Origin of the sequence: Planococcus chinensis, assembly GCF_020071995.1 — a bacterium.
GTDB lineage: Bacteria > Bacillota > Bacilli > Bacillales_A > Planococcaceae > Planococcus > Planococcus chinensis_A.
In genome coordinates this window covers 99,812-124,055 of sequence record NZ_JABWTK010000008.1, presented here as the reverse complement: position 1 = coordinate 124,055, position 24,244 = coordinate 99,812, and the positions used below count along the sequence as shown (strand labels likewise).

Below are 24,244 nucleotides of genomic sequence, written 5' to 3'. Positions count from 1 at the left end.
GGAGGAACTAACCAATGGCTAAAGAAATATTCATGCCGAAATTGAGCAGCACGATGGAAGTGGGAACGCTGCTGCAATGGTTCAAGAATGAGGGCGACTCCGTGGAAGTCGGCGAACCCTTATTTGAAATCATGACGGACAAGATCAATATCGAAGTGGAATCCTATGAAGAAGGCATTCTGTTGAAAAAGTATTTTGAAGAAGACGATGAAGTGCCGATCAACCACGTCGTAGGATATATCGGCGAAGCGGGTGAACAGGTGCCAGACACTCCCCCGGGCGAATCGGGAGCTGCAAAAGAACAGGAAGATGTAAGCGACTCAAGGCAGCCGCAAACAGAAGATCTGGCACAGCAAGGCATTACCGAAACCACGTCTGAAGAAGTGGAGAACGAGCCGGCCGGAACGGCGGGAACGGCTGAAAAACTCCGGGCGACACCTGCCGCACGCAGAGTGGCAAGAGAGGAAAGCGTTACGCTCGCAGAAGTGCCGGGCTCCGGTCCAAAAGGACGGATCCATCAAGGCGATGTAATGGCGTTTGCTTCTGCTTCTGCGGCACCTAAAGCGACGCCGCTTGCGAAAAAAGTGGCGGAAGCGGAAGGCGTTGACATGAATGCGGTGACCGGAACGGGATCACACGGGAAGATTTACCGTGCTGATGTGGAAGCGGCAAAACAAACTGCATCTGTAACTGCATCAACCACTGCCGCAGCTGGCGGCAAGCGTGTGAAAATGGAAGGTATACGGAAAGTGGTTGCCCAGCGCATGCTTCAAAGCAAAACGACTGCGCCTCATGTGACTTTGACAACCGAAGTGGACATGACAGAAACCATCGAGCTTCGAAAAAAATTGCTTGGCTCCATTGAACAGCAGACCGGCTTCCGGGTTTCGTATACGGAAATGATTATGAAAGCTGTGGCGGCATCACTTAAGCTGCATCCCAATGTCAATGTCTCATTGGAAGGAAATGAAATTGTTTACCGGGATGAAATCAACCTTGGCCTCGCTGTAGCAGTCGACAATGGGCTTTTGGTACCCGTGGTGAAAAACGCTGACCAAAAAGGCCTCTCCGCTTTGACAGCTGAATGCAAGCGCCTAGGCAAAGCGGCACGCGAAAGCAAACTGAAACCGGACGAAATGGCCGGCGGCACCTTTACCGTCTCCAATCTCGGGATGTATGCTATTGATGCGTTCACCCCTGTAATCAATCAGCCCGAATCCGCTATTCTTGGCGTCGGCCGCATCAATGAAAAGCCGGTGGGCGTGAACGGGGCAATTGAACTGCGCCCGATGATGGTCCTTAGTTTGTCATTCGATCACCGTGTGATTGACGGAGCTCCGGCAGCGGCTTTTTTGACTGAACTGAAAGAAATGCTCGAACAGCCGTTTAAATTATTGATTTAAGGAGTCGATCCTATTGAATACTTATGAAGTGGTCGTGCTTGGCGGTGGTCCGGCAGGTTATGTTGCCGCGATCCGGGCTGCCAAACTCGGGAAGAAAACGGCGCTGATCGAAGCCCGGGAACTTGGCGGGACATGTTTGAACCGCGGATGCATCCCGTCCAAAACACTGCTGCGGCATGCAGAAGTCATTGAGACCATTGAAAAGGCCAAAAGCTGGGGCATTGAAACAGGACCGGTGACATTCTCGCTGTCCAAAATGCTCGCCCGCAAAGATGCAGTGATCCAGCAATTGAGGAATGGCATTGCATATTTGCTGAAACAAGGGAAAATCGATGTATTCAACGGCTTGGGAGAAGTGCGGGCGGACCGGTCGATTGCCATCCAGCTGAAAGACCGGGAAGAAATGGTCCGAGGGGAACGAATTATTCTAGCTACAGGGTCACGTCCGATTGTTCCACCAATCCCTGGCATTGAAGACGCCATATACTCCACGAGTGATACAATTTTTAATATTGAAAAAATTCCCGAATCTATGGTCATTGTAGGCGGCGGCATCATCGGTGTAGAACTTGCTTGCATTTTTGCCAGTTTGAATGTGCAGGTCAGTATTGTCGAAATGAGCGGACGAATTGTTCCTAGCGAAGAGCCTGATGCGTCCAAAGCTCTTGCGAAATCACTGAAAAAGAAAGGGATTTCAATGCTTACAAGTACAAAAGTAACCAGCATTGAACAAAAAGAAAGCACCCAGCTGGTAACTGTCGAGACCGAAAACGGCAAAAAAGATGCCTTGGAAACAGACCTTATTCTAATGGCTGTCGGCAGAGCGCCGAATACGGCTGCCTTCACTGACTTAGGTTTGGAGATGAATGGACGGTTTGTCCAAGTGGATGAGCGAATGGCAACAAGCCAGCCGGAAATTTTTGCGGTCGGCGATGTCATTGGCGGCTGGCAGCTCGCCCATGTCGCTAGTGCTGAAGGCATCGTTGCAGCAGAGAATGCAGCAGGGGAAAACCGGGCAATTGACTATACCGTAGTGCCGCGCTGTGTTTATACAAGCCCTGAAATTGCCAGTGTCGGCCTAACGGAGGCAGAAGCAAAGCAACAGGGCATCGATTATAAAGTCGTACGGGTAGATCACGCCGGCAATGGCAGAGCCTTGGCTCAAGGGGAAAAGGATGGATTTACAAAATTGATTGCCGGCACAAAATACGGTGAAGTTCTCGGTGTGTTGATGGTTGGCCCCCATGTAACGGAAATGATTGCAGAACCATCGGCGTTTATCCATTTGGAAGGCACGGTCGAAGAAATGGCTTCCTTGATCCATGCCCATCCGACTGTCAGCGAAAGCCTATACGAAGCAGCTGCGTCGTGGCTTGGAAAAGGTGTTCATCAATAATTGCCAAATACTGCCTCTGCATCCTATAATAGAAGAGGATAAAAAGGGACGAAACGGAAGCGGTGGACGGACAATAAATATTCCGTGCAGCCTGATTCGGAAATGTAAGCGGTTTATCGGTCAGGTTCATCCGCTTTTAGTTGATTATGATGAGAAGGTGCAGCGATGATGAATTGGGAAGAGCGTAGACAAATTGTGAAAGTGTCGAGGCTGTATTATTTTGAAGGGCAGACACAGGCCGAGATTGCAAAGAAAATAGGGGTATCGCGGCCAGTGATTTCCAAATTGCTGAACAAAGCGCGGGAAACCGGCATTGTGGAAATTTATATTAAAGATGAAAATGCGCATACAGTTGAATTGGAGCACCGGCTTGAAAAAAAATATCAGTTGAAAGAAGCGATTGTCGTTCCAGCTGCCGGCCGGGATCCGGAGATGATCAAGCACTCTCTTGGCAAAGCCGCTTCCTTCTACATATCGAAAAACATCAACGGAAAAAAGTCGCTGGGCATTTCCTGGGGAAGCACATTGGCGAAATTTGTGCAGGAATATCCTTATGAACAGCATCAGCAACTGAAGATCATTCCGCTGGTCGGTGGAATGGGGCGGAAGCTGGTTGACATTCATTCCAATTTGCTCGCCTATCAGCTGGCGCAGAAAATGAATACGGATTGCTCCTATCTATACGCTCCGGCAATGGTCGAAACGACTGAACTGAAATCGCGTCTAATTCAATCGGAAGATATTGCAATGGTACTGGAAGAAGGGCGCAATGTGGACATGGCGGTTGTTGGAATCGGCAATCCGTTCGAAGGCTCCACGATGACGACGATGGAATACTTGAAAGAAGAGGATTTAAGATCCTTAAAACAAGCGGGCGCAATTGGAGACATCGGTTCGCGATTTTATGATCAAGCCGGAAACGAAATCAAGCATCCATTGAACGATTTGGTCATCGGACTGGACATCAGCGAATACAAAAAAATTCCTGAAGTCATCGGCATTGTGGAAGGCACACATAAAGTGGAAAGCATTCGGGCTGCGTTAAGAGGCGGCTACTTGGATGTTCTGGTAATTGACGATACGACCGCGGATTTGATTTCCTAAAAAAGAGGCTGCCGGGGCAGAAGTGTAAATTCTGCCCCGGCAGCTTTTTCTTTGGCTTAAACGGAGAATCTGGCAATTTTAAAGATAAACCGGGAATTTGTCTTTGACATCTGACTGAAAATAAAGTACATTATCATATGGACGAACAATTGATGAGTTATATACATAAAATATTCGTGTTTAGGAGTGTTTGAGATGGAAAACGTGTTTGATTACGAAGATATTCAATTGGTTCCTGCAAAAGCCGTGGTGGACAGCCGATCGGAATGTGATACATCGGTTGAATTCGGAGGGCGTACATTCAAGCTGCCGGTAGTGCCTGCCAATATGCAGACGATTGTCGATGAAACCATTGCATTATATTTAGCTGAAAATAATTACTTCTATATTATGCACCGCTTTGAGCCGGAAAAACGTTTGGAATTTGCGAAAGACATGCAGGCGCGTGGGCTTTACGCATCGATCAGCGTGGGCGTTAAAGAAGAGGAATATACGTTTGTCCAGCAATTGGTGGACGCAGGCGTGACACCGGAATACATTACGATTGATGTAGCGCACGGCCACTCCAACGGCGTTATCAAAATGATCGGGTTTATCAAAAAGCATTTGCCTGGAAGCTTCGTCATTGCCGGAAATGTGGGTACGCCGGAAGCGGTAAGAGAATTGGAGCACGCAGGCGCTGATGCGACGAAAGTGGGCATCGGCCCAGGGAAAGTCTGCATCACGAAAATCAAAACCGGCTTCGGTACAGGCGGCTGGCAATTGGCGGCTCTTCGCTGGTGTGCAAAAGCGGCCACCAAGCCGATTATTGCCGACGGCGGAATCCGGACACACGGTGATATTGCAAAATCAGTACGTTTTGGGGCTTCAATGGTCATGATCGGTTCTCTTTTCGCAGGACATGAAGAATCTCCGGGTCAAACCGTCGAGAAGGACGGCAAGCTGTACAAAGAGTATTTCGGGTCGGCTTCCGAATTCCAAAAAGGCGAAAAGAAAAACGTTGAAGGCAAAAAAATGTTTGTCGAGTACCGCGGTCCATTAAAAGATACTTTGGTTGAAATGGAACAGGATCTTCAATCTTCGATTTCGTACGCCGGCGGCGACAAATTGTCGGCAATCCGCACAGTGGATTATGTAATCGTAAAGAACTCGATTTTCAACGGCGACAAAGTTTATTAATCCAGTATACAAAAACAGGAAAAGGCGCAATTGCTGCCTTTTCCTGTTTTTTGTTTTCATCTCCGGACAAACTTATCGCTTGCTTTGAAGTTATAGACGGGTTTGATGATTTTTGATATTTCAACAGTCTCACCGATCTGGCCCATGATTTCTTCAAGTGGTTTATAGGCCATAGGCGCTTCGTCGAGTGTTTCAAGGGACACGGAACTGGTCCAGACGTTTTTCATCGTAGCCGTGAAGTCTTCCAGTCTCAGTGTATTGGAGGCTTGCGTCCGGCTCATCACCCGTCCGGCGCCGTGCGGGGCCGAATAGTTCCAATCGCTATTGCCTTTGCCAGTCGCAAGGATGGAACCGTCGCGCATATTGATTGGAATGACAAGCTGTTCGCCTTTTTGCGCAGAAGTGGCGCCTTTTCGCAAGATCATGTTTTCGGTGTCGATATAGTTATGAATCGAATCAAATGAATCAGCTTGGCTCAACTTCATCCGGGAAAGGATGGTTTCCGCAATCTGGTTCCGGTTGGCGAGTGCATACTGCTGGGCCAGTTTCATATCATGAATATAATCGTGGAAAGCTTGGCCTTCCAAATAAGCCAAATCTTTTGGAATCGGCGGGTGTTCGTCGCCAAAGCGTTTAATGGCGGACTGGATTTCCGAATGCCGGTTTTCCATCTTCAATTGGGCAATGATGTCTGAAATGCCGCTGCGGTTCAATGAATCAAACGCCAGTTTTTGATAATGCTGCGCAATCTTTGCGCCGACATAGCGGCTGCCGGTATGGATCAGCAAATAATGGCGGCCTTCTTCATCCTGTGACACTTCGATAAAATGATTGCCCCCGCCCAAGGTGCCAAGGCTAAAGCGGCTTCGGTCATTGTTCAATATATGCCCGGCTTTAAAGTCTGCGGCTGCCGGAAATTCTTCCTTAACCGATCCTACGGTTTCTTCGGAATGCAAGTCGATGCCGCTCGGCACAAACTGGCGGACAATCTGGTCCAACTCATTGAAATCGATCGAGCGGTCATCCAGCTGCACCACTTTCACGCCGCAGCCGACATCGACCCCTACCAGATTAGCGACGACTTTATCGGTTAACTCAATCGTGGTTCCGATGACACAGCCTTTTCCAGCGTGATAATCCGGCATGATGCGGATCTTGGCATCCTTCAAAAACGCCTGGTTGCATAATTCTTCAATCTGTTCAATTGCAGTTGGCTGAGGGGAATCTGAATAAATCAACGCTTCAGTCTGTGTTCCCGATACTTTAATCATTGGAATCTCCTTTTCCTGACCATTTTCATTTTGCAGCAAACGGGAGATTTCCCGCTTTCAAACCGATTATTTTCTAGTTTTCAAATTGCCTTTATTAAACATTACAACGGCATTAAAGCTTTCGTATAAAGCATACAGCAGATAGCAAAATGCCAGAAAAACCAATGCGGTCGGCACTCCATCCATTATAGGAATAATGCCGGCCAAGAAAGTTTTGATGGTGATGCCTAGAACAATGAGCAAAGGTACGGCAACGGCGGCGAGCAAAACCAAAAAAGGCGTAACTTTGGTTTCCTTGAGCTTTGCGCTGCAATGCAGGCATTTCATGGTAAACGGAGAAGTAAAGTCTTCGAAATGTTCAATAGTCAATGGTTTCTGGCAATTTGGGCAGGCCGTAGAAGTTTTCATCTGGTTCTCCTTGAATAGGTAAATTTTCTTTATTATAGTTGTTTTTACCTGTTAAGGAAATAGCTTTTTTATGTCAAAAGAAATAAATCTAAGGATTAATCGGGTTTAACCAGTCACAGTCGAACCTTAAAGTAAGGTTCGGCTGCATGATGAAATTAACTGACCTATTGATCATAGTACCCTTCGTACATTTTTCGGGTTTTCTCTTTGAATTCTTCCATATGGACAAAGCGTGCATCCCGCTGCATTTCTTTTCCATCTGCAAAAAGGAGCAGGACCGGAGCCGTGAAAATCGATAGTACCCCGGCAAGCTCCGGAATGCGGGAAGCATCCGCTTCTCTTGCCTGGATCTGTGGGAATTCAGTTAAAGCATCCTCAACCTGAGGAAGCAGCGCATGGCAGACGCTTCAAGAAGGGGTAAGCACATATAAAAAATTCAATCCCGGTTGTGCGATAAAGCTTTCAGTTTCTTGTAGAGAAGTGAGTTCTTTCATTCAAAGCACCTCCAGTAATAAGTTATTAAATGTTTTCCCCGACTTTTCCTAAACTATGCTTAAGAGCAGTTTATTGGGTAAAAGAAGGGGAATTTACTAAACAATAGGCTTGATCAATAGAGAACGGCAATATAGGCTTCACGAATTCAGGAGGTGCGGCAAATGGAGAAAGTGGTTATATTGGGAACAGGTCCGGCAGGGTTGACAGCAGCCATTTATTTGGCGAGAGCCAATATGAACCCCTTGGTCATTGAAGGGGCAGAACCGGGCGGGCAATTGATCCTGACAACCGAAGTGGAAAATTACCCGGGTTATACGGATGGCATACTCGGACCCGAATTGATGGATAATATGCGGAAGCAAGCAGAGCGGTTTGGTGCGCAATTTAGGCGCGGATGGGTCACAGGAATCGATGTAAAGAAAAAGCCGTTTAAAATCACTTTGCAAAAAGGCGATGAACTGACAGCTGAAGCCGTCATCATTTCCACGGGCGCCAGTGCAAAGATGCTCGATATTCCCGGGGAAACGGAAAACTTGGGGAAAGGGGTCAGCACGTGTGCCACATGCGATGGCTTTTTCTTTCGAAACAAGAAAATTATTGTCGTCGGTGGAGGAGATTCGGCGATGGAAGAAGCGAGTTTCCTTACCCGGTTTGCTTCTGAAGTGGTAGTCGTCCATCGGCGGAATGAATTGAGGGCTTCGAAAATTATGCAGGAACGGGCGCGGCAAAATCCGAAAATCACTTGGGCGCTTGACCGGATTCCCTTGCGGGTCGTCACGAAAGACGACAAAGTGTCGGGGTTGAAGGTACGGGACAACGAGACCGCGGAAGAAGAAGTCATTCAGGCAGACGGCATCTTTATAGCAATCGGCCATTTGCCGAATTCAAGCTTTTTGGATGGGCAAATCGAGACAGATGCACTTGGCTACATCAAAGTGAACCCTGGGACAACCGAAACGAATATCCCCGGTGTGCTCGCATGCGGAGATGTACAGGACAGCACATACCGCCAAGCCGTCACTGCCGCCGGAACAGGGTGTATGGCGGCGCTTGATGCGGAACGGTTTTTGGAAGGACAGGAAATCGTCGATTGGAGCCAGTCACTGCCTTAAACCGTTTCCGGTCACTTTACGTTTACGCAGCCAAACGAACAGCACTGCCAGGCAGACGGCAATCCCTACGGTGTACTGAACAGCAGCGGGCACCGTTTCGATAATACCGTAGACGATGGCTGCTTCAAGAAAGACAGCCGGAATTTTTCCGAGGCTGCTGGCGATGAAAAACAACAGCCCGTTGATCGGTGTCAAAGCCGCGCCTGCTGTGATCAGTCCGGAAGGGACAAATGGAAGTAATCGAAATAGCAGGATGCCCCAGAATACGGTTGCTGCCGGTTGCTCATGCATGTAATTCCAAAAGCGGGACTGTTTCCAGGAAGGCTGCACTTTTGAAAAACCGAACCGATAGAGATAAAAACCGAGAATGGCGCCGAAGATTTCGCCAGCGAGCGACAGCACAGTCCCGGTGGCAACACCGAAACTGCTTATATTCATACCGGTCAATAAGAAGCTTGGGATAAATCCAAGCGCACCGGCGGCCAAGTTGGCCAGCAATAATATGATAAATTCAAGTGAGATGTCCAAGCTGCCCAATCCTTTCATTGATTTTTAAAGTTTGAGTTTTTTCTATTATAAAGGATACATCCAATTTGTCAGAAGAAAGTGGCACCGTGGCCTGTGAGAAGAAGGAAAGGGGAAGGGGAAGGGGACATGACAGACGGATTTATGGGAATAAATGGTCGATCAAAAAAATCTCTGGAGAAAAAAACATCCCTCAATTAAGAGCGGCGATTGGTGAAAAGGCATATGGTCATGTGTTGGAAATCGGTTCCGGTACAGGCGCTAATTTTCCATACTATACTGACGCTCTAAGAGTAGATGCCATTGAACCGGATCCAAAGAGAGGAAAGAGGTCCCGGAGCCAGATTAAAAAGGCAAAGGTACCAATTCATCTTCATACCGCTATAGCAGAGCAGCTGCCTTTCGATGAAAACGCCTTTGACAGTGTAGTAGCGACTTTGGTTTTCTGTACCATTCCGGATCCCCATAAAGCACTTCAGGAAATTCGGCGCGTGGCCAAGCCAGGCGCGCGCATTCTTTTTCTGGAACATGTGCGAATGCCGCAGCAAGTAATGGGGAAAGTTCCGGATTTCATGGCTCCGCTTTGGAAAAAAGCATTTGCCGGCTGCCATTTAAATCGGGACACATTAAGCGTAATCAAAAATTCGGAGCTGTCGGTAACCAAAGTGGAATTGCATTATAAAGGATTTTTGCTGGCAATCAACTGTGTAAATGATAAACAGAGCACGCCAGCGCTATAGAACAAAAATACAGGGTGCCAGCGAACATGCTGGCACCCTGTATGAATTAGTCACGGTGCTCTTGGTACCGGCCTTGTTTGGTTAAGCTGCGGGCTTGTTCAATTTGTTCAACGGACACAGCAGTTTCATAAGCCTTCAGCGTTTCCTGAATTTGTGAAGGTGAACTGGCACCGGCTACTACAGAAGCGACAGCCGGCTGCTGCAGCACACTGTGCAAGGACAAGGCATGAAGATTCGGATGGATATCCATCAGTTGCTGCACAGTATGGGTCAGCTCTCCTTCGCCGTAAGCCATGTAACTGCCTGTTTGATTGGCGCGCTCCAAACCTTGGTTAGTCAAAAGCCCTTTTGCCAGACTGCCGCGGGTGACGACAGAGCGGCCGGCAGCATGGATTTCCTCCAAGTACTCCTCCGGACGGCGGTCGAGCAGGCTGTATTGCATCATGATGGACACAATATCGCTGTTTTCTAAGAAACGGCGGATGACATTCGGGCGGATGGACGAAATGCCGTAGGCACGGATCAGCCCTTCTTTCTGGAGCGACTCGAATGCGTCAATCGTTTCCTCGGCATTGTCGCTGATCATGCCGCCGTGCAACTGGTATAAGTCGATGTAATCGGTCTGCAGGCGCTTCAAGCTATTGTGCACTTGTTCCGTAATATACGCTTTCGTTGCATTCCATTTTACTTCATCAGAATCCGTGCTCCACTGATTGCCGACTTTCGTCGCGATGACGATATCGTTCCGGTGTTTTTTTAAAAGCTCTCCGACCAGTTCTTCATTTTTGCCCTTATTGTACAAATCGGCTGTATCAAAATAATTGATGCCGGATGAAACGGCTGCGTCGATGATGGCACCTGCCTCATGCTGATCAAGCGGCAAGGACATGCAGCCGAAACCGATTTCACTTACTTGGATGCTGCTGTTGCCTAAATTAACTTTCTTCATCATTCCACCTCATTTTAGTAAGTTGTTTCTCTTATGGTATACTTTGCGGTAGAGAAATCACAAACGAAAAGAGGATTCTGATGAAAAAATTTGAAGAAAAGACAATCAGCTCCAACCGGATCTACGAAGGCAAAATTATCAATTTGAAAGTGGACGAAGTCAGCCTGCCAAACGGCCACACTTCCAAACGGGAATTGGTGGAACATCCCGGAGCGGTTGCATTAGTAGCGCTGACACCGGACAATAAAATCATTCTGGTGGAGCAGTACCGAAAAGCGTTGGAACGCACCATCGTAGAAATACCTGCCGGCAAAATCGAAAAAGGGGAAGCCCCGGAAGTCACTGCACTGCGTGAACTGGAAGAAGAAACCGGTTATACGGCCGAGAAACTCGACTTGATCCAATCTTTTTCGACTTCGCCGGGATTTGCCGATGAAATCATTCATCTTTACGCAACAGAAGGTTTAAGCAAAGCGACTTCAGGCGCTGTGCTGGATGAAGATGAATTTGTCGAACTTATGGAAGTATCAATAGAAGAAGCAGAACAGATGATGAAGGACAACCGGATTTACGATGCAAAAACGGCATTTGCCGTGCTATGGGCCAAGCAAAAGCTGGCAATTGAGAATTGAGCGCCTTCTAGTTTATAATCATTCTAAAGAAAGAATGGTTATATATCTTGTAATTGAGAACCGACTTTTGATATAATGAAGTCAGTTTGGGGGAGGGCGTCGCATGGAAACCAGAATTGACCGAATCAAAAAGCAACTGCATGCAGCAAGTTACAAATTGACGCCACAGCGTGAAGCGACTGTCCGAATCTTGTTAGACCATGAAGAAGACCATTTAAGTGCTGAAGACGTTTACCTGTTGGTGAAAGACATTGCACCGGAAATTGGATTGGCCACAGTGTATCGGACCTTGGAGTTATTAACAGAGCTAAAAATAGTCGATAAAATTAATTTTGGTGATGGAGTATCACGCTATGATTTGCGCCAGGAAGGCGCAGCCCATTTCCATCATCACTTAGTATGCATAGAGTGCGGAGCAGTGGACGAAATACAGGAAGATTTGCTTGAAGATGTGGAGTCGGTCGTTGAAAAACGATGGAATTTCCAAATTAAAGACCACCGTCTTACTTTTCATGGCATTTGCTGGCGTTGCCAGGACCGCAACTCACAAAATCCAACGGAATGATTGGTGAGAAAAGGAAGGATGGCCAACTAAAGGTCGCCTTCCTTTTCTTTTTCTCAAAATGGAGGGATTACGATGAAATATGCAAAAGATGCGTTGGATGACTATCTGCATTTTCTGCGGGTAGAGCGGCAGCTTGCCCCGAATACCTTGACGTCTTATGAACGCGATTTGAAAAGTTATTTGCAGTATTTAAAAGAAGTGGAACAGCTGGATTCATTGCGCAAAGTAGAACGGGTACATATATTGAATCATTTGCGCCATCTGAAAGAAACTACAAAAACCCCCCGGACTGTCGCACGGCATATCTCTTCGATCCGGTCGTTTCATCAATTCCTGATCCGGGAAAGAGTAGTAGACAATGACCCGACCGTCCATTTGGAGATGCCGCAGATGGAAAAAAAGCTGCCGAACATCTTATCGATCGAAGAAGTGGATGCGCTGATGCAGGCGCCGGCAGAAAACAAAGCGAATGGCTTAAGAGACCGGGCGATGCTGGAATTGCTCTATGCGAGCGGCATGCGGGTCAGTGAATGCATCAACCTGAATATTGAAGACGTCAATTTGACGATGGGCTTTGTTAAATGCTACGGCAAAGGCGGAAAAGAACGCATTATTCCACTTGGAAAAACAGCGCTTGCCGCTTGTCGAATGTATTTGGAAAATGCCAGAGGGGAACTGGCAAAACCGGAAACCAAAACGGATTCCCTTTTTATCAATCAGCGGGGGAAACGGCTGACGCGCCAAGGATTTTGGAAGCTGCTCAAACAGCATGCCCAAAAAGCCGGCATCCAAAGAGAGCTGACGCCGCACACATTGCGTCATTCGTTTGCGACCCATTTGATTGAAAATGGAGCCGATTTGCGGGCTGTCCAGGAAATGCTGGGCCACGCCGATATTTCCACCACTCAAATTTACACTCATGTCAGCAAAACAAGACTAAAGGACGTTTATTCACAATTTCATCCACGAGCGTAATTAAATATGAGGTCTGACTTCTGACAATGAGTACTTTTGTGTTACTATAGGATGGTAAATAAGGAGGAAATAACATGTCAAATAAAACTTTTAACCGCATACATTTAATCGTTTTGGATTCAGTCGGCATCGGTGAAGCACCGGATGCTGCAGCATTTGGTGATACAGGGTCTGATACAATCGGGCACATTGCAGAAGCAGTCGGCGGACTTAATATGCCGAATATGGAAAGACTGGGCCTTGCCAACATCGTTCCTGTGAAAGGGCTTACTCCGGCCGAGCAGCCAGCAGCTTACTACGGAAAATTGCAGGAAGCGTCTGTTGGCAAAGATACGATGACCGGCCACTGGGAAATCATGGGCCTTAACATTGACACGCCGTTTAAGGTTTATCCGGAAGGGTTCCCGCAGGAGCTGATCCAGCAGCTTGAAGAACGCACAGGCCGCAAAGTGATCGGCAACAAACCGGCAAGCGGCACAGAAATTTTAGATGAACTTGGCAAAGAACATATGGAAACAGGCGCAATCATTGTTTATACGTCTGCCGATCCGGTCTTGCAGATTGCTGCGCATGAAGAAATTGTGCCTTTGGAAGAGCTGTATAAAATCTGTGAAATTGCACGCGAATTGACGCTGTCTCCGGAATTTCTTGTAGGCCGGGTCATTGCACGTCCTTTCTTGGGTGAAGAAGGTGCATTCAAACGGACATCAAATCGCCACGACTATGCATTGAAACCGTTTGACCGTACTGTGATGAACGAATTGAAAGATATTAATAAAGACGTAATTGCCATTGGGAAAATCAATGACATCTACAACGGCGAAGGGGTTACAAAAGCGCTTCGCACGAAAGATAATATGGACGGCATGGATAAACTGGTCCAAGTGGCAGGAGAAGACTTTAACGGCTTGAGCTTCCTGAACTTGGTCGATTTCGATGCACTTTATGGCCACCGCAGAGATCCTAAAGGCTACGCGGAAGCGCTTGAAGCATTTGACCGCAGATTGCCGGAAGTATTGGACCGTTTGACGGAAGACGATTTATTGATTATCACAGCGGACCATGGCAACGACCCGACTTTCCCGGGAACTGACCATACACGTGAATACGTGCCTTTACTTGCTTTCTCCCCTCGTTTCAACGGAGGACAGGAACTGGCGCTTGGCAAAACATTTGCAGACATCGGTGCGACAATTGCTGATAATTTCTCTGCTCCAATGCCGAAATTCGGCAACAGCATTTTGACTAAATTAAACTAAAAAGGCGGTAGTATTCCATGAGAATGGTCGACTTGATTGAAAAGAAAAGAGACGGTTTTGAACTTTCAACTGAAGAGATTCAATTTATCGTTACAGGCTACACAAAAGGCGAAATCGCTGATTATCAAATGAGTGCATTTTTGATGGCGGTTTACTTCAAAAACATGTCGGAACGGGAACGTGCCGACTTGACGATCGCCATGGCGAATTCAGGAGACCAAATCGATTTGTCGGCAATTGACGGCATCAAAGTGGATAAGCATTCTACTGGCGGCGTCGGCGATACGACTACATTGGTTCTTGGGCCGCTTGTGGCCGCCTGCGGCGTACCCGTTGCCAAAATGAGCGGGCGCGGACTGGGGCATACTGGCGGAACGATTGATAAACTGGAAGCTATTGAAGGCTTCCACGTAGAAATCACTTCTGAAGAATTTATTAAGCAAGTCAACGACATCAAATTGGCGGTTGTCGGCCAAAGCGGCAATTTGACGCCGGCTGACAAGAAACTATACGCGTTGCGTGATGTAACAGCGACAGTAAACAGCATCCCGCTGATTGCAAGTTCAATCATGAGCAAAAAAATCGCAGCCGGAGCAGACGCCATTGTACTCGATGTAAAAACAGGCGAAGGCGCATTCATGAAGACAGAAGAAGACGCGAGAGAATTGGCACATGCTATGGTTGGCATCGGAAACTCGACCGGCCGCAAAACAATGGCCATCATTTCCGATATGAGCCAGCCGCTTGGTTTTGCCATCGGCAACGCGTTGGAAGTAAAAGAAGCTATTGAAACATTGCAAGGCAAAGGGCCGGAAGACTTGACCGAGCTATGCCTGGTTCTTGGAAGCCAGATGGTTGTCGTCGGCGGCAAAGCGGAAACATTGGAAGAAGCGCGTGCCATGCTGGAAGAAGTGATCGCCAACGGCAAAGCGCTCGAAGTGATGAAGCAGTTTATTGAAGCTCAAGGCGGCAACCCTGCCGTAGTGGATGATGTAAACCTGTTGCCGCAGGCAAAATTTGTAACGGAAGTACCTTCTGAGCAGGACGGCTATATTTCATTCATGGAAGCGGATGAAATCGGTACTGCTGCAATGGTGCTGGGAGCAGGACGGGCTACAAAAGAATCGGAAATCGATTTGGCTGTCGGCATCGTCTTGAACAAGAAAGTCGGCGACCGCGTCGAAAAAGGCGAATCGATCGCGACCATCTATTCGAATACTGAAGAGCTCGCAGAATGCATGAAGATGTTATATAATAGTATAGAATATTCAAGCGAACCGGTTGATAAAGTACAGCTGATTTCTGCGCTGATTACCGATTAAAAAGCCTTGCTGAGATTATTCTCAGCAAGTTTTTTTGTATATAAGTTGAATCAATAAATTAGATGTTGATGAAATCGCTCCAGGCGGACGCTTTCCGCGGGAGAACCGTGAGCCTCCTCAGTCGCTGCACTCCCTGCGGGGTCTCACCTGGCCCTCTATTCCCGCAGGAAGCGAGTTGTGCAAAGGTAACTTGCACAGCTCGTTTGCGACGAAGCTAGCGCAGCGATGCAACGCTCTTTCATGTTTCGAAGCTAGCAAAGCGATGCAACGGTTTTTCATGTCCCGAAGCTAGCGCAGCGATGCAGGGACAGAAACAGGAGCATATGTTTTCAGCGGAGCTGTTTTGCGGAATATCGACATACAGAGATTATTAGTTTAACTTATATAATGAGACTTTCAGTTCGCATATACCAGGAGGGATAGCATGCATTTATACGGCACTCAAACTATCAATGAACAAGGGCATTTGACAATTGGCGGAACGGATTCGGTTGAACTGGCCAAAGAATACGGCACTCCGCTTTATGTATACGATATACAATTATTCCGGGAACGGGCAAAAGCATTCCAGAAAACTTTTGAAGAAGAAAGCATTGCTTATCAAGTGGCTTATGCCAGCAAAGCATTTTCAAGCATCGCCATTTATCAAGTGGCTGCAGAAGAAAACTTGTCGCTGGATGTGGTTTCTGCAGGTGAATTGTATACTGCGATCCAGTCCGGATTTCCAAAAGAAAAAATCCATTTTCATGGCAACAACAAAAGCGAAGCAGAGCTCCGCATGGCTTTTGAAGAAGAAATCGGCTGCATCGTCGTCGATAATTTCCATGAAATTGAATTGCTGAAAACTCTTTCGGAACAATTGAAAAAACCGATGAACGTTTTGCTGCGTGTTACGCCAGGCATTGAAGCCCATACCCATGATTACATTACCACAGGCCAGGAAGATTCGAAATTCGGTTTTGATTTGATTAACGGACAGGCGGACCGTGCTTTCTTGGAAACATATCAGCACGAATTTTTAAATCTTCTGGGGCTTCACTGCCATATCGGCTCCCAGATCTTTGATACGGCTGCATTCCGCTTGGCCGCCGAAAAATTGGTCGGCAAAATGAGCGCTTGGCAAAGTGAATTTGATTTTTCTTGCCCTGTTTTGAATTTAGGTGGAGGTTTCGGCATCCGTTATACGGAAGAAGATGAACCGCTTGAACCTGCTGTATACGTCAAAGAAATGATTCAGGCAGTTAAAGAGACATCGGCTGCAGCCGGTTACCCGGTTCCGGAAATCTGGATTGAACCCGGACGCTCGCTTGTCGGCGATGCCGGCACTACTTTGTATACGATCGGCTCGATGAAAGAAGTGCCAGGAACGCGCAAATATGCGGCAGTGGATGGCGGGATGTCTGATAATATCCGTCCTGCGCTTTACGGAGCAAAATACAGTTCACTGATTGCCAACAAGGCAAACGAAGCAGCAACAGAGCAATACACCATCGCAGGGAAATGCTGCGAATCCGGAGATAAACTGATTGAGCAAGCTGATTTGCCAGCAGCGGAAGCCGGTGATATTCTAAGCGTCTTCTGTACCGGCGCATACGGTTATTCGATGGCGAGCAATTACAACCGCATTGCCCGTCCAGCTGTGGTTTTTGTTGAAAACGGGGATCATCAATTGGTCGTGGAACGTGAAACTTTGCATGATTTGGTGAAACATGATCTAAGTTATAAAAAACAGGTGGAAAGCAAATGAGAAAGACCAATATTATCCTATTAATTCTTCTTTTAGTGATGGCTATCGGCTGGGGAATCGTCTACTGGTTCTTTTTTGCAGACACGGTCATCAACGGATAACTTCGGGCGAACTTGAGTTATTTGTCCGTTTATAGTAGGATGGTTAAAGCCGCTTAAAGACGAAAATGAGGGATTGAATATGCTACTCAGATATAAGAAATCATTCGAGAAAATTGCGATGGGGCTTATGTCATTCATGCCAAAAGAGCGTGAGTTGAAAAAACTTCAGCAAACCATGCACATATACGATGAAAACCCTGATTGGCAACTTTACCTTTGGAAAAAAGGCGAAGACTTTGTCGGATTGCTAGGTGTGGAAGTCAGCGAACACTATTTCACGATCCATCATATTTCTGTAAATCCGTCCCATCGTGGCGAAGGAATTGGGCATGCCATGATTGAAAAGATCCGCCAGATTATGCAAGGAAAAGAAATGCGTTCAACAGATGAAACAGAAGCGTTCCTGCAGAAATGTCCTGAATTGGAAAAAGAACCGGGAAAATAACGGTTTTGAATGATTGGAAAACAAAAAGAAAGTGCTGGCATATGCCGCACTTTCTTTTCATTTTGCATGTGAAATTCATTGCGTATTCAAAACTATGTATGGGAAGAACCTGCATTAAAGTGAAATAAAAAGATGTTCTTTTATCTCAAAGTTCCAGGTTTCTTCTTTTGCGCTGTTCCCGCAGATTGATGATGGAAGACCGGTCCCGCAGACGATGCTTATGCATGATGTAGTAGGGATCCTGCTCAACAATTGGGTTGGCAATATGGTAGTTTTTGACGATTTTTTTCAACTCATTTGAAGTCATGGGAATTGCAAAAGGGCTGAATGGCTTGCGTTCCGTTACGGCTTCGATCGCATGAGAGATGTTTTTGATCAGCAGTTCCTGATCAAAGCCCTCCACCCATTCACCGCCGCTGGCAAGCTTGACTTTAGAACGGATAAACGAACGGAGCGCCCCTGGATAATTGCTTCTGCGCCAATGGTACATGCCTACAGCCAGTTGGATCCAACCGGTCAAAGGATGCAGTTTGTTTTTCGGGGCAATCGATTTCCAGTATTCTTCCCCTACTTCATGGCATTCAAAATAATCTTTTTCTTCGTTGAAATGTATGATGAATTGGATAAAAAGCGGATGATGGAGTGGGTGCATTTTAATCCCCTTTCTACTATAATAAAGTGAAACTGTCTTCTGCGGGCGCTTTTCCCCGCAGGAGACTAGCTGAACCAATCGGACTTTTAAAGCCAGTGGGAAGCTGAATGGCGAATCCGCTACTGGGTATATAACCGGATACCAGTATAGACTTGTTTTTGGCTAACAGCAAGATTGAGTAAATTTAAAGTCAGGTGGAAAATCATGTCTTATGAAGTAAAAGTAGAGGCTTTTGAAGGTCCTCTTGATTTATTATTGCATTTAATACATCGTTTGGAAATTGATATTTACGATATTCCCGTTTCGCAGATCACTACCCAGTATATGGAACACATCCGGGCTCTGCAAGTTCTGGAACTGAACGAAGCGAGCGAGTACTTGGTGATGGCCGCGACACTTCTTGCGATCAAAAGCAAAATGCTGCTGCCGGTCCATGAAGGCGATCTGGAAGACATCGAATATGAATTTGATGAACAGGACCCGCGCGACGAACTGGTGACCCGGTTGGTCGAGTACCGAAAATACAAAGAAGCATCCATTAAACTGAGAGAACTGGAATCCAACCGGTCCGCTATTTTCACCAAAGCTCCCATGGATCTGTCCAGCCTGCAGCCTGCTTCGGCTGACGACAACCTGGACCTTGAAGTGAATGCTTATGACATGCTGGGGGCTTTTCAAAAGATGCTTCGCAGAAAGCAATTGAAAGCGCCGCTGTCTGCCCGGGTAGCTCGCCAGGAAGTCTCCATTAAAGATCAAATGACATCGATTGTCAACCGCCTGAAGCAAGCAAAAGGGCGGACCCCTTTCACTGAATTATTTCCTTCGGATGATAAGGCGGTATTGGTGGTGTCGTTTCTGTCTGTGCTTGAACTGATGAAGCGGCAAGTGATCCAGGTGGAGCAGGAACAGAACTTTACGGATTTAATGGTCGAATTAAAAAAGGAGACGTGGGAATATGAAGACGACTCTTTCGAGTAAATTAGAAGCGCTGCTATTTGTAGCCGGCGATGACGGCTTAACGATGAAACAATTGCAATTTCTAACGGAAGCGGAAAAAGTGGACATTTTATCAAGTGTCGAAGAATTGACACAAAGATACAAACAACCGGCGAGCGGAATTATGCTGAAGGAATTGGCCGGAGTTTACCAGCTGGTGACAAAGCCGGAAGCGGCAGAAACCATTCAAAAGCTGGTCGAAAACCCGACGTCTCAAGCTTTGTCACAGGCCTCGCTCGAAGTGCTGGCCATTGTGGCATATAAACAGCCGCTGACCCGGGTGGAAGTGGAAGATTTGCGCGGCGTCAAAAGTGAGAAGCCGCTGCACACACTTGCTGCTAAAGGGCTGATCCAGGAAATGGGGCGTGCGGAAGGCACCGGGCGCGCCATTTTATACGGCACCACCAATGAATTTTTGAATTATTTTGGGCTGAAAGACTTGAGCGAATTGCCTCCTTTGCCGGAGGAAGGTGAACAAAACGCGGAAGAAGAAACGGATTTGTTCATGACAAAGTTTCAGGAGACGTTTAAGCAAGAAACGGAAGCATAATATTCGGACCCTTGGGGAGACTGCGATTTCAAGCAGTCTTCTTTGGCTTTTATGGGGAAGCGATTGAGCTATGTACTTTCGCTTTTCGACGAAATGTGACATAATTCCGAGTGAGACGAACGGAAGAAAGTATGTTTGAGAGCTGATCCTGCTTCTGCTTTTGTATGTCTAAAAAAATCAATGAGGTGACTTATGGAGAGATTACAAAAAATGCTTGCTCATGCAGGTGTAGCTTCAAGACGGAAGTCGGAGCAATTAATATTGGATGGAAAAGTACGGGTTAATGGAAAAGTGGTAAAAGAATTAGGGACGAAAGTGACGCAAAACGACACGATTGAAGTCGAAGGCGTGCAGCTGGAAAAAGAACAGAAAGTCTATTATTTATTTTATAAACCCCGTGGTGTTATTTCAGCGGTAAGCGATGACAAAAACCGGAAAGTCGTCACGGATTTCTTTGAAGATATCGATAAACGGATTTATCCGGTAGGCCGCCTGGATTACGATACATCAGGATTATTGATTATGACCAATGACGGCGAATTTGCGAATTCGCTGACGCATCCGAAGTTTGAAATTGATAAGACTTATGTAGCGCGCTTAAAAGGAGTTCCGTCACGTGAAGACCTGCAAAAACTTGAACGCGGCATTAAGCTTGAAGACGGCATGACGGCTCCTGCCAGAGTCAAACAATTGTCTGCGGACAAGAAAACAGGCAAAGCGATTGTACAAATCACAATCCATGAAGGACGCAACCGGCAAGTGCGCAGAATGTTTGACGCTATCGGATTCCCGGTCCAGAAATTGAGCCGTGAGCAATTTGCATTTCTCACTTTGAAAGGCTTGAACGCAGGGGAATCAAGAGAGTTGACAGCTCACGAAGTGAAACTGTTGCGCGTCATGTCAGAAACCGGAAAGCGCAATTAACGTTCACAAACCCTTCAAAACTCCGTCCTATAAGCCTTTGAAACTTTGCTATAATTGGATTTGCATTCATACCTCGAAGGAGGAATAAAATTGAACGAAAAGAAAAACAAAAAGAAGCAGAACAGGCTGATTATGCGTACAGTTATTTTGCTTTTGATGATTGCTGCCATTGGCTATACACTTTATAACAATGCCACAGCAGAAGACGTCTCAGTGCTTAAGGCCGGAGACAAAGCGCCTGATTTCTCACTGGTGGACCTTGAAGGAAATACCCATAAATTGTCCGATTACGAAGGGCAAGGCGTATTTCTGAATTTCTGGGGAACCTGGTGCAAACCATGCGCGAAAGAAATGCCTGCGATGGACCGCCAGTATGAACAGTTTAAGGATCAAGGTGTCCAAGTTCTCGCTGTCAATATTGCCCAGTCTGAATTTGAAGTCCAAAACTTTGCTGATCAATACAAATTGTCTTTCCCGGTTGTCATCGACAAAACAAAAAGTGTCATGACTGCTTATAATATCATTCCGTTGCCGACAACGGTGCTGGTAAACCCGGAAGGGGAAATTGAGCGGGTCATTACAGGTGAAATGACAGAGCAAGACATTAAAGGGTTTATGGAAGAAATTAAACCCGAATAAGGAGTTTTTTTCGGATGGAGAAAATGCAATGCAAGTGCGGCCATGTCAATCCGCCCGGAACGGTATTATGCGAATCCTGCGGGCGGTCTTTGACGGAAAAAGAGCAAAACAGCAAATTAGTGGACATGCGCTATGAAGGAACTGCCAGACGGTCGCAAACGTACAACAAAACGATTGTGGATAAAATTTGGAACTTCTTTTCCAGTGTAAAAGTTGGTGTCAGCCTGATTGTCGTTATCCTTGTGGCCGCTGCAATCGGAACGATACTGCCTCAACAACAATATGTCGATGTGCCGGTCAGAAATGCCGAAACGATTCAAGGTTATTATGCGGATGTGTACGGCAGCATTGGGCGGGTTTATCATTTCTTGGGGTTCCATGATTTGTACAATTCATTCTGGTTTATTATCCTAGTCGGCATGCTGGCTATTTCTTTGATCGTTGCGAGCCTGGACCGTTTTGTTCCGCTTTACCGCTCGTTGAAAAACCAACGGGTCTTACGCCATGTCAGTTTCATGAACAAGCAGCGCATTTATGCTGAAGGCAATGGCGCTGAAGATACATTGGATAAAGCTGAAGCAAAGCTGAAGGAACTGAAGTACAATGTATCGCGTGACAAAAACGGTTTATTGGCGGAAAAAGGACGGTTTTCCAGATGGGGCCCTTACGTCAACCACATTGGACTTATCATTTTCTTGGTAGGTGTTATGCTGCGCATGATGCCAGGTTTTTACGTAGATGAAACTTTGTGGATCCGCGAAGGGGAAACAAGAGCGATTCCAGAAGCACCGGGCTACACGCTCGAAAGCAAGAAATTTGAGATGGAAACTTACAACACAGAAGAAGATGCCGTGTTTGAAGAAGCGATTGAGCGAGTGGGAACAGTCGCCAAAAACTATCAAACCGATGTCGTCCTTTACAAAAAACCGGAAGACAGCCTTCCGGGAGCCAATGATTTGGAGAAAATCGAAGAGTCGGCGATCCGGGTCAATCAGCCATTGAAATTTGACGGCTATGCCATTTACCAAATGGACTTTAAATTAAACGAATTAAAAGCGATGACTTTCGCGTTAACGAACAAGGAAACAGAAGAAAGTTTGGGCGAATTGACGATTGATTTGATCAATCCGAAAAACGATTACGAACTGGAGAATGGTTCTACCGTAAAATTGCTCGGCTATTACCCTGATTTTTCCGGTTTTGAAAACGGTGAACCTCAAACCGCAACGCCGCTTCCAAACAACCCAGGATTTTTAGTGGAAATGACAACGCCTGAAACGCCAGGTGGAGAAACAAGCTTTATCACCATTCAGAATACAGTGGAGCCTTTGGGTGAGAACCAATACAAACTGGCCTTCCAAAGTGCAGATACACGTAATGTTTCCGGTTTGACCATTCGAAAAGACCGTACTTTGCCGATTCTGGGTTTAGGCGGCCTGATCTTCATGATTGGTGTGGCGCAGGGAATGTACTTTAACCATCGCCGTTTCTGGATTCAGCAACAAGCGGATGGCGGGATTCTTTTGGCAGGCCATACGAACAAAAACTGGTTTGGTTTGAAGAAAGATCTCGATCAAGTTACAGAATATGCGTCGCTTCCTGCTTACCGTGACCAGCAGGAAGAAATTGAGAAACAGAAGAAAGAGGAAGGTGAGGCATTGTCATGAGTTTAGCAGAAATGAGTTCCAATTTACTTTATGTAGCATTCTTTGCTTATTTGATTGCTTCATTTGTATTCGGCGGAGCTGTAAAAGGAAACAAAGAACGATCATTCGATTCTGAAAATCGCTGGGGGAAAGTGGCGTTTGCCATTACCATTCTCGGCTTTCTGGCCAACTTGGGCTACTTCTTTACAAGATGGGGCGCCACAGGCCATCCCCCGCTCAGCAATATGTTTGAGTTTACAACAGCGTTCGGTATGACATTGGTAGGCGGATTTATCGTGATTTATGCGCTATATAAAACGCCGATTATCGGCATGATTGTTTTGCCGGTTGCACTGTTGATCATTGCATTTGCGAGTATGTTCCCAAGTGAAGTCAGCCCATTGATTCCGGCACTTCAAACCAACTGGCTTGCGATTCATGTAAGCACCGTGGTAATTGCTGAAGGCGTCTTGGCCATCAGCGCTGCTGCAGGATTGATTTATCTGTTGAAAGTGGTCGACATGAAGAAAAACTCGAAACAGCGCTTTTTCTTGGAAGCCATTATGTATTCATTGGTCATTGTGTTAGGGTTTGTCATTTCGAGCACCTATTTCACTTTGACGGACTATGAAGCCAACTTTACGTACATTGATGAAAAAGATGCTGAAACAGAAATCACGTACAACATGCCGCCAGTGTTCGGCATGAATGAATATGTCCAATTGACAGAAGGCACGATGACTCCATGGGTGGAAACGCCAGCAGTCGTAAATGCCAGCAAATTGACTACGGTCTTCTGGTCGTTTGTATTCGGTACGATTCTTTATTGGATTATCCGATTGATCGCCAGAAAACGCATTGCAGCGATCTTTAAGCCGTTTGTCAAAAACGTCAACTTGCAGTTGATGGATGAAATCGGCTACCGTGCAATCATTATCGGTTTCCCGCTCTTCTCTTTAGGTGCTTTGATCTTTGCAATGATCTGGGCCCAAATCGCTTGGTCCCGTTTCTGGGGCTGGGATCCGAAAGAAGTATGGGCATTGGTTACATGGTTGTTCTACGCAGCTTATCTTCACCTGCGCCTTGGAAAAGGATGGCACGGCGAAAAATCTGCATGGCTTGGCGTAGTCGGCTTTGCGATTATCATGTTCAACTTGGTAGCGGTCAACTTGATCATTGCCGGACTGCACTCTTACGCTTAAGAAGAAA

24 protein-coding genes are annotated in these 24,244 nt (G+C 46.6%); 19 read left to right on the top strand and 5 right to left on the bottom strand.

Going from position 1 to position 24,244, the window contains the following annotated elements; genetic code table 11:
• Positions 1-14 precede the first annotated feature (14 nt).
• The 4 genes from HU147_RS14045 (at position 15) to guaC (ending at position 5,082) form a co-directional block, all read left to right on the top strand.
• Positions 15-1,403 carry a dihydrolipoamide acetyltransferase family protein gene (locus tag HU147_RS14045; RefSeq protein WP_224076839.1) on the top strand — a complete coding sequence of 463 codons (1,389 nt, stop codon included), beginning with the start codon at positions 15-17 and terminating at the stop codon, positions 1,401-1,403.
• A gap of 13 nt (positions 1,404-1,416) precedes the next feature.
• Positions 1,417-2,799, top strand: a complete 1,383-nt coding sequence (lpdA, locus tag HU147_RS14040; protein WP_224076838.1) for a dihydrolipoyl dehydrogenase — start codon at positions 1,417-1,419, stop codon at positions 2,797-2,799.
• Positions 2,800-2,964: 165 nt separating this feature from the next.
• Positions 2,965-3,903: a sugar-binding transcriptional regulator gene (locus HU147_RS14035; protein WP_224076837.1), complete on the top strand. Its 939-nt coding sequence runs from the start codon at positions 2,965-2,967 to the stop codon at positions 3,901-3,903.
• Between the two features lie 195 nt (positions 3,904-4,098).
• The gene (gene guaC, locus HU147_RS14030) at positions 4,099-5,082 is read left to right on the top strand and encodes a GMP reductase (RefSeq protein WP_036804032.1); all 984 of its coding nucleotides are present in this window, start codon (positions 4,099-4,101) and stop codon (positions 5,080-5,082) included.
• A 56-nt stretch (positions 5,083-5,138) separates the two neighbouring features.
• On the opposite strand, the gene HU147_RS14025 is transcribed toward guaC, so the two are convergent.
• Together HU147_RS14025 and HU147_RS14020 are read right to left on the bottom strand one after the other, a co-directional pair.
• Positions 5,139-6,353, bottom strand: a complete 1,215-nt coding sequence (locus HU147_RS14025) for an RtcB family protein (protein ID WP_224076836.1) — start codon at positions 6,351-6,353, stop codon at positions 5,139-5,141.
• 66 nt (positions 6,354-6,419) lie between these two features.
• Complete coding sequence (locus HU147_RS14020) at positions 6,420-6,761, bottom strand: hypothetical protein (RefSeq protein WP_224076835.1); 342 nt, start codon at positions 6,759-6,761, stop codon at positions 6,420-6,422.
• A 656-nt stretch (positions 6,762-7,417) separates the two neighbouring features.
• On the opposite strand from HU147_RS14020, the gene trxB reads away from it, so the two are divergent.
• On the top strand, positions 7,418-8,368 hold the full coding sequence (gene trxB / locus HU147_RS14015) for a thioredoxin-disulfide reductase (RefSeq protein ID WP_224076834.1): 951 nt from the start codon (positions 7,418-7,420) through the stop codon (positions 8,366-8,368).
• On the opposite strand, the gene HU147_RS14010 is transcribed toward trxB, so the two are convergent.
• Positions 8,357-8,914 carry a TVP38/TMEM64 family protein gene (locus HU147_RS14010; RefSeq protein ID WP_224076833.1) on the bottom strand — a complete coding sequence of 186 codons (558 nt, stop codon included), beginning with the start codon at positions 8,912-8,914 and terminating at the stop codon, positions 8,357-8,359. The two genes, trxB and HU147_RS14010, sit on opposite strands and share 12 nt — an antisense overlap.
• A gap of 47 nt (positions 8,915-8,961) precedes the next feature.
• On the opposite strand from HU147_RS14010, the gene HU147_RS14005 reads away from it, so the two are divergent.
• A complete protein-coding gene (locus tag HU147_RS14005) occupies positions 8,962-9,633 on the top strand; it encodes a class I SAM-dependent methyltransferase (RefSeq protein ID WP_224076832.1) in 672 nt (223 codons plus the stop codon).
• A gap of 46 nt (positions 9,634-9,679) precedes the next feature.
• Here the strand turns inward: HU147_RS14005 and HU147_RS14000 are convergent, their stop codons facing one another.
• A complete protein-coding gene (locus tag HU147_RS14000) occupies positions 9,680-10,582 on the bottom strand; it encodes an aldo/keto reductase (protein ID WP_224076831.1) in 903 nt (300 codons plus the stop codon).
• A gap of 80 nt (positions 10,583-10,662) precedes the next feature.
• Here HU147_RS14000 and HU147_RS13995 point away from each other — a divergent pair, with 80 nt between their 5' ends.
• The 7 genes from HU147_RS13995 to HU147_RS13965 all read left to right on the top strand — a co-directional run bounded on the left by HU147_RS13995 (position 10,663) and on the right by HU147_RS13965 (position 17,628).
• Complete coding sequence (locus tag HU147_RS13995) at positions 10,663-11,214, top strand: NUDIX hydrolase (RefSeq protein ID WP_224076830.1); 552 nt, start codon at positions 10,663-10,665, stop codon at positions 11,212-11,214.
• 103 nt (positions 11,215-11,317) lie between these two features.
• On the top strand, positions 11,318-11,779 hold the full coding sequence (fur, locus tag HU147_RS13990; RefSeq protein WP_036804068.1) for a ferric iron uptake transcriptional regulator: 462 nt from the start codon (positions 11,318-11,320) through the stop codon (positions 11,777-11,779).
• Positions 11,780-11,851: 72 nt separating this feature from the next.
• Positions 11,852-12,754, top strand: coding sequence for a site-specific tyrosine recombinase XerD (gene xerD / locus HU147_RS13985; protein ID WP_224076829.1), 903 nt, complete (start codon positions 11,852-11,854; stop codon positions 12,752-12,754).
• Positions 12,755-12,828: 74 nt separating this feature from the next.
• Positions 12,829-14,013 carry a phosphopentomutase gene (deoB, locus tag HU147_RS13980; protein ID WP_224076828.1) on the top strand — a complete coding sequence of 395 codons (1,185 nt, stop codon included), beginning with the start codon at positions 12,829-12,831 and terminating at the stop codon, positions 14,011-14,013.
• 17 nt (positions 14,014-14,030) lie between these two features.
• Entirely contained in the window at positions 14,031-15,335 is a 1,305-nt protein-coding gene (locus HU147_RS13975) for a pyrimidine-nucleoside phosphorylase (RefSeq protein WP_224076827.1), read from the top strand.
• A 424-nt stretch (positions 15,336-15,759) separates the two neighbouring features.
• Complete coding sequence (lysA, locus tag HU147_RS13970; protein WP_224076826.1) at positions 15,760-17,082, top strand: diaminopimelate decarboxylase; 1,323 nt, start codon at positions 15,760-15,762, stop codon at positions 17,080-17,082.
• 180 nt (positions 17,083-17,262) lie between these two features.
• Entirely contained in the window at positions 17,263-17,628 is a 366-nt protein-coding gene (locus HU147_RS13965; protein WP_224076825.1) for a GNAT family N-acetyltransferase, read from the top strand.
• Between the two features lie 145 nt (positions 17,629-17,773).
• Here HU147_RS13965 and HU147_RS13960 read toward each other — a convergent pair whose 3' ends face one another.
• Positions 17,774-18,280, bottom strand: a complete 507-nt coding sequence (locus tag HU147_RS13960) for a DUF309 domain-containing protein (protein ID WP_224076824.1) — start codon at positions 18,278-18,280, stop codon at positions 17,774-17,776.
• Between the two features lie 204 nt (positions 18,281-18,484).
• Here HU147_RS13960 and HU147_RS13955 point away from each other — a divergent pair, with 204 nt between their 5' ends.
• From HU147_RS13955 to ccsB, 6 genes are all read left to right on the top strand, one after another.
• On the top strand, positions 18,485-19,258 hold the full coding sequence (locus HU147_RS13955; protein WP_224076823.1) for a segregation/condensation protein A: 774 nt from the start codon (positions 18,485-18,487) through the stop codon (positions 19,256-19,258).
• Positions 19,236-19,826 carry an SMC-Scp complex subunit ScpB gene (gene scpB, locus HU147_RS13950; protein WP_224076822.1) on the top strand — a complete coding sequence of 197 codons (591 nt, stop codon included), beginning with the start codon at positions 19,236-19,238 and terminating at the stop codon, positions 19,824-19,826. Before HU147_RS13955 ends, scpB begins: the two co-directional genes overlap by 23 nt.
• Positions 19,827-20,018: 192 nt before the next feature.
• A complete protein-coding gene (locus tag HU147_RS13945) occupies positions 20,019-20,750 on the top strand; it encodes a pseudouridine synthase (protein WP_224076821.1) in 732 nt (243 codons plus the stop codon).
• 84 nt (positions 20,751-20,834) lie between these two features.
• Complete coding sequence (gene resA, locus HU147_RS13940) at positions 20,835-21,389, top strand: thiol-disulfide oxidoreductase ResA (protein WP_440137305.1); 555 nt, start codon at positions 20,835-20,837, stop codon at positions 21,387-21,389.
• 14 nt (positions 21,390-21,403) lie between these two features.
• Positions 21,404-23,056 (top strand): cytochrome c biogenesis protein ResB, encoded by a 1,653-nt coding sequence (gene resB, locus HU147_RS13935; protein WP_224076819.1) that lies wholly within the window; start codon positions 21,404-21,406, stop codon positions 23,054-23,056.
• The gene (gene ccsB, locus HU147_RS13930) at positions 23,053-24,237 is read left to right on the top strand and encodes a c-type cytochrome biogenesis protein CcsB (RefSeq protein WP_224076818.1); all 1,185 of its coding nucleotides are present in this window, start codon (positions 23,053-23,055) and stop codon (positions 24,235-24,237) included. Before resB ends, ccsB begins: the two co-directional genes overlap by 4 nt.
• The last annotated feature ends 7 nt before the right edge of the window (positions 24,238-24,244 follow it).